The sequence below is a fragment of the Mastigocoleus testarum BC008 genome (genome assembly GCF_001456025.1).
Taxonomy (GTDB): Bacteria; Cyanobacteriota; Cyanobacteriia; order Cyanobacteriales; family Nostocaceae; genus Mastigocoleus; species Mastigocoleus testarum.
Genome location: NZ_LMTZ01000024.1, coordinates 147,947 through 161,849, shown reverse-complemented (window position 1 = coordinate 161,849; position 13,903 = coordinate 147,947). Strand labels below are relative to the sequence as shown.

At 37.5% G+C, this 13,903-nt stretch carries 8 protein-coding genes; 4 read left to right on the top strand and 4 right to left on the bottom strand.

The genetic code is table 11. From position 1 onward, the window contains the following. The first annotated feature begins 623 nt into the window (after positions 1-623). The 4 genes from BC008_RS50335 (at position 624) to BC008_RS05740 (ending at position 4,099) form a co-directional block, all read left to right on the top strand. Positions 624-797, top strand: coding sequence for a hypothetical protein (locus tag BC008_RS50335; RefSeq protein ID WP_201026083.1), 174 nt, complete (start codon positions 624-626; stop codon positions 795-797). After that, positions 794-2,863, top strand: coding sequence for an AAA family ATPase (locus BC008_RS05750; RefSeq protein ID WP_027841434.1), 2,070 nt, complete (start codon positions 794-796; stop codon positions 2,861-2,863). The genes BC008_RS50335 and BC008_RS05750 overlap by 4 nt, the downstream gene beginning before the upstream one ends. After that, on the top strand, positions 2,856-3,530 hold the full coding sequence (locus tag BC008_RS05745) for a Uma2 family endonuclease (RefSeq protein WP_027841433.1): 675 nt from the start codon (positions 2,856-2,858) through the stop codon (positions 3,528-3,530). Before BC008_RS05750 ends, BC008_RS05745 begins: the two co-directional genes overlap by 8 nt. Before the next feature lie 95 nt (positions 3,531-3,625). Further along, entirely contained in the window at positions 3,626-4,099 is a 474-nt protein-coding gene (locus BC008_RS05740; protein ID WP_027841432.1) for a DNA phosphorothioation-associated protein 4, read from the top strand. Position 4,100: 1 nt separating this feature from the next. Here BC008_RS05740 and BC008_RS05735 read toward each other — a convergent pair whose 3' ends face one another. The 4 genes from BC008_RS05735 to BC008_RS05720 all read right to left on the bottom strand — a co-directional run bounded on the left by BC008_RS05735 (position 4,101) and on the right by BC008_RS05720 (position 13,745). Beyond that, positions 4,101-9,521, bottom strand: a complete 5,421-nt coding sequence (locus BC008_RS05735; protein ID WP_027841431.1) for a response regulator — start codon at positions 9,519-9,521, stop codon at positions 4,101-4,103. A 120-nt stretch (positions 9,522-9,641) separates the two neighbouring features. Continuing rightward, positions 9,642-12,776: a methyl-accepting chemotaxis protein gene (locus BC008_RS05730; protein WP_027841430.1), complete on the bottom strand. Its 3,135-nt coding sequence runs from the start codon at positions 12,774-12,776 to the stop codon at positions 9,642-9,644. A gap of 53 nt (positions 12,777-12,829) precedes the next feature. Next, the gene (locus BC008_RS05725) at positions 12,830-13,366 is read right to left on the bottom strand and encodes a chemotaxis protein CheW (protein WP_027841429.1); all 537 of its coding nucleotides are present in this window, start codon (positions 13,364-13,366) and stop codon (positions 12,830-12,832) included. 13 nt (positions 13,367-13,379) lie between these two features. Then, positions 13,380-13,745, bottom strand: a complete 366-nt coding sequence (locus BC008_RS05720) for a response regulator transcription factor (protein WP_027841428.1) — start codon at positions 13,743-13,745, stop codon at positions 13,380-13,382. Positions 13,746-13,903 lie beyond the last annotated feature (158 nt).

Below are 13,903 nucleotides of genomic sequence, written 5' to 3'. Positions count from 1 at the left end.
GGGCTATAAGGGTCATTACAAGTGGAATCAGAAAGATAAACATTATGTTAGCTTTACTCTGAAATCACGACAAAATTCTTATTTGAAGGACAAAGTTAAACCTTGACCGAATAAACTTATTATTTTCTATTCAGGTATTCAGACCTAGAATGATTTACGTTATTGATGCTGACATCCGTCTACTCAGTAGTATAAGGCACACACCTATAGTGAAAAAATGATTTAAATTGATACTTTCATGCCCTGAATTTTGGATTGTTGGACTTGAATTTTTGGCTTTAAATTTTGGAATCTAATTTTCGATTGTTCGGTAAAAATCGAAATATTTTTCACTCTATGAATTTTAAAACAGAAAAGTGACAACTTTAGATAAAAAAAGTAATAAACATGGGACAAATCTTCGCTTTGACCAGTTCTTTCGCTGTGCATAACATCCTCAGATCTTGATGTCACACCTCTGCAAGCGATGTTTTTGTTCAAAAAGCACTCTATCAGAACAAGCTAATTCACGAAAAATTTTCTTAGCGTTTCTGTAGTTTTATTATTCTTAATAATCCGATTGAAAAAATCTAAAAAATATATGCTTAAATAGAACAAAAATACTATAAAAATATTGTTCAAAAATGACAAAACAACATAATATAAATGACGTCCAAGAACCAATTATTAACGCTCCTCCAGAAGTAAGGCAAATAATTGAGCGAGTATGGCAATTAGAAAAAAGCAGGTTAGATAAGAAGAGCCTCAGCCATATCAATGATGATATTTTAGCAATCGTCAAGGAAGCTGTGCAATGAAGCTGACTTCAATTAGATTGTGTAATTTTCGGTCATTTTACGGCAAAACTCCAGAAATTACCCTAGCCGTCGGAGATATCTGCAACACGACAATGATTCACGGGAATAATGGTGCGGGTAAAACTAGTTTACTCAATGCCTTTACTTGGGTATTATACGAGAAATTTAGTGCTGCCTTTGCATCTGTCGAACAACTAGTAAACAAACGCGCGATCGCAGAAGCTAAAACAGGAAATCCCATTGAATGTTGGGTAGAAATTTCTTGGGAGCATGAAGGTAAACGTTACCGGGTCAAGCGTCAGTGTCGTGCTTACAAAAATGAAACTGACTGTAATATTAGTAAGACTGAATTACTGATGCAGATATCAGGGGATGACGGACGCTGGTATTTTCCACCCCAACAACCAGAAGAGGTCATAGGGCAAATTTTACCTGCAAGTCTGCATCAATACTTCTTTTTTGATGGGGAACGTATTGAAGAGATAGTTCGTTCGGATAAAAAAGCGGAAATCGCTGAAGCAACTAAGATATTCTTGGGTGTGGAAGTGATTAATCGTTCTATCAGACATTTAGCCGAAGCGAAGAAAAGTTTAGAGAATGAGTTAAAAATAATTGGGAATTCAGAAGTTAGAAAGTTATTAAAAGAGCAAGGAAGAATTGAATTAGAAATTGAAAAGATAAAAAAACGTCAGACTGAAAGAATCCAAGAGTTAGATTATCAACAAACTTTTAAGAAAGATACTAGCGTAAGGTTACAAGAACTTAGTGCAGCCAAAGAATTACAGAGTAGAAGGGAAAATTTAGAAAAGCAAAAGATATATTATCAAAATCAACTGCGACAAACCAAAGAAGTTATCAAAAAAGCGATTTCTGGAAGGGGTTATAGTGTTTTATTACCGGAACTGACAGCAAAATTTCGCGAGATAGTCACACAATCCAAACAACGGGGCGATTTAAATTCGGGAATTTCGCGGGAATTTATTGATAATTTACTCAAATCTGGAAGTTGTATATGTGGTGCGGATTTATCTGCAGAAAATCATTCCTGTGAAAATGTCAGAACCTGGTTAAAAAAAGCTGGTTCCTCGTCAGTAGAAGAAATGACAATCCGCATGGGTTCCCAAGCAGATGAAATAGATAAACAAGGAATAATTTTTTGGGAAGATATTGATCGGGAACAAACCAGAATTACCCGATTAAGAAAAAATCTTTCAGAAATTGAAGCAGAGTTAGATAGCATTCAAGAAAAGTTGAGAAAAGACCCCAGTGAAGAGATTCGCAGCTTACAAAAACGCTTTGATGATATAGAAAAGCATATTACTGAATTAACCTTAGAACAAGGTGCAAATCAACAGCAGATTAATAATTATAATAAAGAATTAGAAGTTTTAACTAAACAAGTCGCTAAGCAAAAATTAAACGAAGAAAAACAAGCTTTAGCACAACGCCGGATTATTGCAACTCAGGATGCGATCGATAGATTAACCGAAGTCAAATTACGCCAAGAAAAACAATTTCGCTTGCAATTAGAAAAACGGGTAAAAGAAATTTTTAGCGAGATATCTTTTACCCCTTATATTCCCAAAATTAGCGAAAAATACGAACTCACCTTAGTGGAAAACACTGTAGGTTTAGAAATGCCCGTAGCAGCTTCCACAGGAGAAAACCAAATTTTAAGCTTATCATTTATTAGCAGCATAATCGACCGGGTGCGGGAATGGAGTGCGAAAAAAATGCTGATGTTAACGGACAGTAGCACTTTTCCTATAGTGATGGACTCACCCTTCGGTAGTTTAGATGAAGTTTATCGCCGACATATTGCCAAAATTGTTCCTTCTTTAGCAAATCAGTTAATAATATTAGTAACAAAAACTCAATGGCGTGGTGAAGTCGAAACAGAAATATCCCCAAGAATTGGGAAAGAATATGTATTGACCTATTATTCTTCAAAGCCCGACTGCGAACAGGATTATATTGAATTAGGTGGCGATCGCTATCCTTTGGTAAGACAGAGTCCCAACGAGTTTGAGTATACCGAGATTATCGAGGTAAATCGTGATGGTTAGTAGTTCTTCCACTCAGAATAAACTTACTCAAAATAAATTAGTAACAGATATTTGGGTGAAAGCAACCTGGGAAGAGTTTATTGAATTTGCAGACGATAAAAATGAGAAATTTGATGAAAAAGCCAAATTTTATTACCATGATGGCTACATGAGGAGTGAAATGTCACCAATCGGACCGCTTCATGCTAGACATAACTCAATTATTTCCAGCATCATCAAATTATTCGCAACTCTGAAAAATATCAGAATCGTGGAATTAAATAATGCTAGTTTTCGCAGTTCGGGTAGAAGTGAATTACAACCAGATTTGTCATATTACATCGGTTTGGAGTTTAAGTTACCGCCACGCAGTAATAAACCAATTAATTTAAATGAATTTCCCTCACCAACTCTAGTTGTAGAAATTGGTGCAACATCCATTAATGATGATTTGGGGATGAAAAGATTGCTTTACGAACAGTCGGGATCCCAGGAGTATTGGGTAGTTGATGCAAATGTAGATCGTGTAATTGCTTTTTCGATCGCCGATGGACGTAGCGGTCAGATTGATGAATCGGAAGTACTCAAAGGGTTAAAAATTGAATTAGTGGAAGAAGCATTGAAAAAAAGTCAAACGGAAGAAGATGGAGAAATCAACCGTTGGTTGTTAGATATATTTGGAAAATAAATAAGCCGCATAGAACTCTAGTATGGGAAGAAAGAAGATTTTCGACATTATTTGCGGCTTTCGGCTAAGATTGTTGCAAATTAAATGTTTGTGATATGGCTGAGACTGGTAGAATCAGGGTTGCAAAGGATAAGGCGGATCTAGTAAAAGCTTTGACTTGTGCAGATGGTGAAACGGGACCATTTCAAACTTTTGCTGATGCAATTGTATTTGCTGCTGCTTTGGGAGCGAAACATAATAAACGGGTCCCACTCGGTGAAATTTCTAAGCGGGAACCAGCACCTATCAGGTTAGAGTATTTCGCATCGATGGGACATGATTGGGTTTTAAAGTTGCTGGGAGTAACCGAAAGTAGAGATATCAAAGTACTTTCCCCCAATGAAGAAGAATATGTGACTCAACGCAATCATATTTTCGAAGAGTATGCTAATGGTGGTTTGGAAATATTACAGAAAGAATTGCGGGGAGCGGTTGATTACTCCGAGCGGATTTTGTTGATGTTGAGTATGGAAAGAAATAATGAAGAACAATCAGATGAAGAATTTGATTTGAGTAAGTTTTTATCGTGAGCTAACCATTACCAACTAACTTTTCACCTTTGAGCATTCTTCCTGCAGCTTCCAACAAAGCTTCTTCTAGATATGGTTTTGTAAAGTAACCGCTAGCACCTAAATCAATCGCCATTTGTCGATGTTTATCCGCACCCCTAGAAGTTAACATTGCAATGGGCAAATGATTGAGACCTTCATCTTTTTGAATTCGTGAAAGTAATTCTAAACCATCACAACGGGGCATTTCAATATCACAGAAAATGATATCGCAAGGTAAACCAGAACGTAATTTATCCCAAGCTTCTTGACCATCGCGAGCTTGTTCTACTCGGTAACCTGCTTTGCTAAATGTGAGTGAAAGTAATTCCCTAACTGTAATTGAGTCATCAACAATTAATACAGTCGGATCGACTTTTGTATCAGTAGTATCTGGGGGATGAGAAATCGTATTTTGTTCCCAAATACCTGTTATATTTTGTTTAGATGTTCGCCCTTCAAAGATATCAAGTATTTCTAAAACATCAGCGATCGCCATAATTCGACCATCCCCGAGTACGGTAGCACCAGCAACACCAAAAGGTTTAGGAGCTGGACCTTCAAATTGTTTAATTACAATTTCTTGTTCGCTAAGTACGCGATCGATTTGTAGAGCGATCATTTTGTTCGCCGAACGAACTATAATGATGGAAATCATATCATCATCACGATTTCCAGCATAAACGTTACCTCTACTGAGTTGACGATTATAAGTTAAAAGTTCTTTGAGAGGTTTAAATGGTAGTTTCACTCCACGCCATGAGATAAATTGCTTACCTTGGGAATCAGTTTGAATTTTTTTGACGGGTATATCTAAGGTATCTTCTACTCCATCCATAGGGAAAGCAATTCTTGCTCGTTCGGAAACGCAACAAAGGGCTTTACAAATACTTAGGGTTACTGGTAAACGAATGGTGAGGGAAGTTCCTTTACCGATGCTAGAATCAATACTAACTGTTCCCCGAATTTCACTAATTTCCGTACGAACTACATCCATTCCTACACCTCGACCTGCAAGATCGTCAGCTTGGTCCTTGGTACTAAAACCTGGTTCGAATAATAGTTCGTAAACATCCAGGGAAGACATTTTTTGGGCTTGTTGACTACTGACTAAACCTCGAGCTACGGCTTTTTCTTTAACTCGCTCGGGGTCAATACCTGCACCATCATCGCTTACAGAAATTACGGTTTGGTTACCCTGATATAATGCACAAACAGTAATAACCCCTATTGGTGATTTCCCCTTTGCTTCTCGTTCTTCTGGAGTTTCAATCCCGTGAGCGATCGCATTATTAAGCATATGAGTGAGGGGATTAGTCAGGTGTTCCAAAATCATTTTATCGATGAGGGTATCCTGACCTTCAATTACTAATTCAACTTGTTTCCCACATTTGATTGCGTTATCGCGTACCCCACGTTTGAGTCTATCGGTGGCTTCAGCAAAAGGTACCATTCGCGATCGCGTAAGTCCTTCCTGGAGTTGTGTAGTTACTTGTCGAAATTGACGCGCTACTCGTTCGGTTTCTTCAATTACAAATTCAATGTCACTCGATGACTCCCGTACCCGAACAATTAATTCAATCATCTCCTGAGACAAGGTATGGAAAGGAGTAAACCGATCCATTTCTAATTCATTTAAACCTCTGTCTCCGTCACTACTATCCAACAAACTTTTGTGACGACTTGCAAGTAATGATGCTTCTAAGAGCGAGCGTTCGTACAACTCCTGCATTCTCGAACCTACATCAGAGAGATAGTGTACCTGATGTAGTAAATTATCCAAGGATTGTCGCAAACGGTCTTGATCTTGTTCTAAAGTGTTACGATTAACTACCAACTCCCCAACCAAATTACTCATTTCATCGAGGTGCTTGACCGGTACTTTCATCAATTGTTCAAATCGAGCAACCCGACGAGTGGGAGAAATTTGACGACCTACAGTATTGCTTTTTTGAATTTTGCCTGAAGCTGGTATAGTGTTAACAACTTCATCTAATAATTTTTGTAAATCACTAAATTCATCTTCAATACTGGATAAGGTAGAATCTTTTTCTGAATTTGGTGTGTCGGATGTAGGTGTGTTTTGAGAATTATTTTGTAAATTATGTTTTTGAGGATCTGCGGTACTATTACTATTTGGTTCTTCCTTACCTAGTAATGTTTCTAAAGCAGCAAAATCTTCATTTTCAATGGCTGGAGTAGATGCTTTATTCTCATCTAATAATCCTTCTAACTCTGCAAATTCATCTATTGCATCTATGTTATTTATTTCATTCCCGTCTGTTTTATTTGAAGATGAGTTTTCTGTAGCATTTATCAACTCAGAGTTTACAACTTTAGAATCTACCTTTTTCTTCTCTAGAACTTCAGGATTTACAGTCTCAGGATTTACAGTTTCAGGATTTACAGTTTCAGGATTTATAGTTTCAGGATTTATAGCTTCAGGATTTACAGTTTCAGGATTTATAGCTTCAAGATTTATAGCTTCAGGATTTATAACTTCAGGATTTATAATTTGAGAATCTAATACTGCTGTATCTAAGACTTCAGGATGTTCTATTTCAGGACTTGCTATTTCAGAACTTAAAATTTCAGAACTTAAAATTTCAGAACTTAAAATTTCAGAACTTAAAATTTCAGGACTTTCTGCTTTAGAATCTACTTCATTAGAGTTTAATTGTGCGTTAAATTCTTCTAATTCATCTGATGAAAATAAATTATCGAGATTCTCGTATATTTCTAATTCTGCAGTGTCTGAATTAGAATCAAAACCTTGAATTAATTTTGCTTCAGCCCCAGGTAATTCTATACTTTTATTATCTTCGACTGGAACCCCAAATAAATCGTCAATTATATCTTGATTTATATGATGACTTGATTCTTGTTTAATAAAAGCAAATCCACCCGACAGTTTTCTCATTTCATCGGTGCTTAAATCTGTATAATCTTCAGAAATAGACACTTCAGATTCTGATATATCATTCAAATTTTCTGCATCAGAACCAGTAAATTCGGGAAATAATTCTAATTCTTCTGGTTGCTGCGAGACAGCGTGCACCTCCTGGGGTGGAAATTCTCCATCGTGGGATGGGGGAGAAATAATTTGCTCATTTGAAGGATGACCGAATAAATCATTAGTATCTTCGTCATAAAACATTAAAGCAAACTGTTCTTCGGAACCAAGATCCAGAGATAAATCCTCCAAGTCGAAGGTATCGTTACCTATATCCGAACTGAAAACGTTTTCCCGGTCTAAAGACAAATTTGCTTCCAATTCTTCTACAACATCTTCTTCAGTGGGAAGAACCATTTCTGAGTTCTGTAATTCTAGATGCTCATGTTCCCACCAATTATCATTGCTAGAAACAGCTAGATTTGGAGTTATTTCATTACTCTCATGATTAATTTCATCGAATATATTGCTATCTTCGTGATTTTCAGTCTGTGCGGTACTAGTTTCGTTATCCTCAAAGAATAAATTCTCTAATAGTAAACCTTCATCTGCTAATATTTTCTCAGAGTTTAAAGCTTCATAATTATGCTCATCAGTAGAAATTCTATTTTCTAGTAATTCAAAATTATCGCTCCCATCCAAAGTTAACTCTTCTAAATTCCCTGTTTGGGATTGGGATAATTCTAACTCTGCAATTGTTTCTGTTGGTGATGCTGTTGGTATTTCTGAATTTGATTCCAATTCTTCAGAATCGAAAGCCAGGGATAATAAACTCTCAATTTCTTCATCTACCTGTTCGCCGATTTCCCGGTCAAAATTGTTCTTAGTATCTTGAGATACGGTTTCCAATTCTCGATCTTTTGATGTTGAAGTGGAGTTAGTTATCCGATCCAAGCTTTGACCCGTGCTTCCCAATTCACTAGATGAAGTTTCTGATTGTTTCTCGTTGAAATCTTCTTCAAAAAAGTCATCACCAAATAGTTGTACTAAAGTTAAATCTTCTTTTTCATCCCGATTAGGAACTTCCACATTGCTACTATCATGTTCAAACAGAATATCTTTAATAAATTCGCTGTCAGTATCATGTTGCTGCTCTTCGTTGTTTTCAACTGCGAATTTATTGGTAGTAGCAGTATCAAGAATTTCTTCTTTTTCCCAAGTTTTTTCCAAGTCGGGAGTTTCACCTTCAAACAAATCTGCTAGGGTGTTTAATTCAGCTATTCCAACTTCAGGACATGGGGGTTCTGAACTATCAAGTTCGAGCTCATCTTCTTCATCATAAAATTGATCGAAATCAAATTGCAAAGAAAGTTCCGGAATACTGGTAACTCGATCTTGTGCTATTGGAAGATGCAAATTTTCCTGGAAATCTATCTTTGCATCGCTATCCAGATGATGATTATTTCCAACCTCAACTGCATTATCAAGATCGGTTTTCTCTGAAGTTCCAGTCCTTAAAGAATCTGTGTCAATTTCATTGACTTGTTCTGAGGTATCGAACTCTGCATCATGTACTATATCAGAAGTTAATTCTGGATTCTGCGTTTTTGTAGAAGGTACAGGTGTAGAATTTGATTGTGGAGAATTTATTTCTAATAAATCAATTTCTGGAACTGCAACCAAAGCTTCCAATTCTTGGGAAACGACTATTTCGTCATCTCTTCCAGCTACGGCTAACTCTAAAGATTGTTTAATTTGAGTGATAACAATTTTTGCTAAAACTAAATAGCTATTATCTGGATTTGCGATCGCGCCCTGGGCTGTCTCACATAACTTGCACCAGTTATGCAGATTCAAGACCTTACCAACGCTCAGCAATTCTTGGGTACAATTTTGTAGTTCTTGTCTGCTTTGGGATGTTACTTCCTGTTTGAATAACTGTAACATTACCCGTAGGGTTTGTAGCGTTTGGTTTTGCAAATTAACTAAACCATCACCTGTACTTGGTAAGGGAATGTTACTTTTTGTAGATGAGTTACTACCATCTCCATTGACACCTGTTGTCCCACTCTCACTTGAAACACCTCCTTCCTTAACCAATGAGTCAAGGTGTTCTTGTAACCACTTAAAAACAGGTTCTGCTTCCAACATTAGTTCTGAGGCTTTTTCCTCGGAAAGCCCAAAAGGTCCTTGAAGATGCTCTAAAAGAGATTTTAAAGTATCTGAGGCCCCAAGAAACAGAGATTCTAATTTTTGATCTACTTGAACTGGGTGTTCTTTAAGTAATTTAAAGCAATCTTCCAAACGGTGAGCCGTCCTTTGAATGCTACTCAGACCTAGCATCGCAGCTCCCCCTTTAATGGAATGAGCCGCCCGAAAAACTTCATTAATCGTTTCCGGGTCATTTAGGGTACCCTGAAGATTGAGCAAACCCTGTTCAATTGTATTTAAATGGTCTCTTGCTTCTTCAATGAAGTAACCTAAAATGCGCTGTTGTTGTTCTGGCAGCATAGTTAAAGCTCACAATTCATAAGTCATCGATGATACTGATTGTTCGGGGATAGTTGTAATTAGTTGTGATTTAAAATACTAACTATAGCTCAATTATTTGAACTTTTAGCTTTATTCACTTTACTTTGATTGGACAGTTTCTACACGGAAACGTTCCACAGATGAGATGAGATCGCGAGATACACCAACTAAATGCTGTAGAGCACCGGATACTCTTTGTGCTTCTTGGGAGGTTTCTTGTGCAGTTAACTCTACTGATTGCATTACATGGGCAACAGCTCGAGATGTGTCTGTTTGATTGACAGTATCAGCAGTAATAGAACGCACTAGGATATCGATACGCTTGGCTGTGTGGATAATATTTTCCAAGGAACGTTTAGCTTCTTCCGCCAATTTAGTACCTTTAATTACCTGTTGCGTACCTTCCTCCATTGCGGTCATCACAGAACCAGTTTCGCTTTGAATCTGTAAAACAATTTGTTCGATTTCTTTTAAAGATTTGGCAGATTTATCTGCTAACTGACGTACTTCATCAGCGACGATCGCAAAACCTCTACCAGCATCGCCCGCTCTTGCAGCTTCAATACTAGCATTAAGTGCGAGTAAATTTGTCCGAGAAGCAATTTGGGAAATCAAAGCCACAATTTTAGAAATCTCTTGGGAAGATTCAGCCAAGCGCTTAACTTTTCGAGTGGTTTCAGCAACTGTTTCCCGAATTTCTAGAATTCCAGCTACCGTATTTTCTACCGCTTCTCCACCTTTAAGAGCTGTATCGCTAGCATCACGAGCAACAGCTTCTGCTTCTCTTGCTGCTTCTGCTACCCGGTGGATGGAATCAGTCATCACCTGTACTGAATTAAGGGTACCGGCTAATTCTTCCGCTTGACGTAAAGCATCGCTAGATAATGCTCGAGCAAAGGTTTCCGAATTTGTCGCACCTTTAGTAACTTCTCGTGCTGCCACTTTAACTTGTTGGACAATATCGCGCAAATTTTGAATTGTTAAGTTAAAAGCATCTGCAACTGCTCCAAGTACGTCTGCTGTCACTTCAGCTTGCACTGTCAAATCTCCTCTAGCCGCTCCTTCCACATCGTCCAACAAACGAATTACTTGACGTTGTAGGTTTTCTTTGGCTTCTTCTTGTTCTTGGGCTTTGCGGGTGGCTTCATAGGTTGTTGTAAAGATGACCCGTGCCATTTCATTGAAACCGGTAGCTAATTGTCCCAGTTCATCTTCCGAATAAACTGTAGCTTGGACATTAAGATTACCTTGACGCACAGCGTTAAATTGATTTTGCAAGTCTTGAGTTGTCCGGCGAATTTGCCGCATTGTGAAGCTGCTCATAAAACCTGTAGTTGCAGCGCTAGAAATTCCTGCAGCTAAAGCCATCGCCCAACCTGTATTTCTGACTGATTCTCGTTGTTGAGGTGGGTTAAAGTTGGAAGCCAAATAGGTCACAGTAGCCACCACTATCATAGACACAGCACCCACAGCACCAGTAATTAGCCATTGTTTTTTCTTTAATGGGGCATTTTCTAAGGGAGCCAAAACTCCTTGCTCGACATTCACTTGTGGATCAACATGTTTGATGTCTGTCTGGGTAAAAATTGGAACTGCTTCTTGGGAAGAGTTAATACTAAATAGTTCGGCTTCGCTATCAGTCCCCCTGGGATCTTTAGATGACTTTTTATGACTTTTTTGTTCTAGTGGTTGACTGGAAGAAAAGTTGCTACCGGTATCTAAGTAACCAGAACTGGCTTGGGAATCGCCAAAACTAGAATCTCCAGGAGTGTCAAACCCAGGAATATTACCTAAATCATCAAACTCTTCAAAATCATCTAAAAATTCGATATTACTACTTTGAGGAATATCACTATCAGTTATCGCATTGCTATCTTCACTAGGATCTTGAGAAGCAAAAGCCGATTCAAACGCTTCTAGGTCGAAACTATTATTACCACCTAAATCAAAACTTTGCGATTGTTGTTCGTCAAGGTCAAAACTACTGAAGGAAGATGAAGTTTTTGATGGAGAATCATCTAATGAGATATTTTCTAAAGTTGATATTTCATCTTTAGCATCCACATCAGTGGTGCTTTCAAAATTATCTTCTAAAAGATTCTCATTATTATGAGAACTATTGTCCAAGGAAATATTCTCTGGGGGGTTATCATCTAAATTACTATTAGGGGAACTATTGTCTAGGGAAATATTATCTAAGGAATTATTATCTAAATTACTATTGTCAGAACTATCATCTAAAGAACGCTGATCTATAAGCGAACCTTGTACGTGTTCTGCTAGTTGTTCTTCTATTTTCGGAATAGTATTATTTGTAAATAAGGTATGATCTTCCGAATTATGACTACCAAATTGAATACTTTGATTATTTTCTATCTCAATCAATTCATTTTCTAAGATATCTGACTCTTCATTTGAATTATCATCGAACGATGATTCAAATTCTGCGAACGGCGAGTTATTTAAATCATCGGTTTCGTTATGAACTTCACCAGAAGATTTTTCCTCAGCCAAATCTTTTGAACCATAAGAAAAAATATCATTTGATTCTAAATCTTGATTATCTTTCAAAAAGGAAGGTATTTCTAAACTAACTGAATTATCTTCTTTATTCTCTGAGTTACTAGATTTAGATATATTCGGCTCAACACTAAAAGGATCTATAAAAATTTCATTTGCATTGTGGTCTGAATTTGAATTAGGCGTACTATCCAATTCCAGATCATTCATTACCATTTCAAAGGGATTCTTCACTTCCCCTTGGGATAGCGACAATTCACTCCAGGTATCCAAATTAAAACCACTATCAGCAAATTCCTCTGTATTCTCAATTTCTGAATTGTTATTTTCTTTAAAACTAGAGTTTAGATCTATTGAGACTTCAGAAACATTTGTAAAACTTCTTTCTGAAATATTTTCAGATAGATCTTCTGACATATTTTGAGATGTGTATTGAGATTGAGATTTAGAAATATTATCCAAACCTTCCTTAGCACAACTGATTACTTCCAAGTCTTCGGTTAAATCTAATACACTTTGATATTCAGCTTGTGCGATCTCATATTTATTTAACACATAGTAAATGTGACCTCTAAGTAAATGAGTGTTTGGGTCATCTGGTAAATTTTCTGCTACCTCATCAATTAAAGCAACTGCCTGGTTGTAGTCTTTTTGAACATAAGCTTTACAAGCTTGTTGATACTTATCAAAATAAGGGTTTATACTTGCTGTCATTTCCTATTTCCTCCCTCCCAAGTTTATCCAGCCAAAATTACTCCAGCTTAAACTCATCCGACCCACCTTGCGCTTCTTAAAATTGCTGTTTGATCCAGTAATTTCAAAGAATTACCTTTTTGAGAGTCCAGTACCCACTCTGCCCGCAAAAAAGGAGCCATTATATCAGGTACATTATTCGGTGCGACTGAGTTCTGAATATCTAGCCAATCCATCCCACCAATTCCCTCTACAGCTAAACCCACAATCGTATCTTGCTCTTCAATTGCAATTACTGAGATTTCAGCGCGATCGGTATTTAATGGGGTTACTTCCCCAAGGAATTGACCCAAGTCCGCGACCCAAATCACTCGACCTCGTAAGTTTAGAGTACCCAGCAACAATGGAGAAGCATTAGGGATCGGTGTGATTCTATCAGGAGAAAGTTCGATCACCTCCTTAATACCGGTTGCAAGCAAGGCAAACTCCTGATGCGAAGGAATATAAAAGCGTAAATGTAACTCACCTTCAGGGCTTTCTACCTGCAATTCCGGACTAAAATCATCTTCTTGTACGCCCCCACCACCTAAAAAGTCCGGTTTCATAACCATATTGCTTTCATCCTTATCCTCGCAGTAGTTGTTTGACTGTTCCTACCAATTCTGTGGGTTGAAAAGGTTTAGCGATATAAGCGTCTGCACCTTGCTTCATTCCCCAATACCGGTCAAATTCTTCGCCTTTAGAAGAACACATAACAACGGGAACATTCTGAGTTTTTGGATCTGACTTTAGGCGACGACAAACTTCGTAACCATTCATCCTGGGCATTACAATATCCAAAACTACTAAATCCGGACGAGTCGCTTGTATAGTCTCAAGTGCTTCCATCCCGTCACTAGCATGGCTAACACTTAAACCACTGGCTTTCAGGAGGTCTGTAATCATCTCCCTTTGCGCAAGACTGTCTTCAACAATCAAAATTGTATTCATAAATGCCTACCTCCTGACGTAGACTTCCCCAGGATGGAACGTTCCCTGATTTCCCCGCATTTTTTTAACATTTAATGTATTAATTAGTACTATCTATGATTTACTAGATAATTGCTAATTGCAATTATGAGATGAAGTTTTAGTTATGTTGATAATAT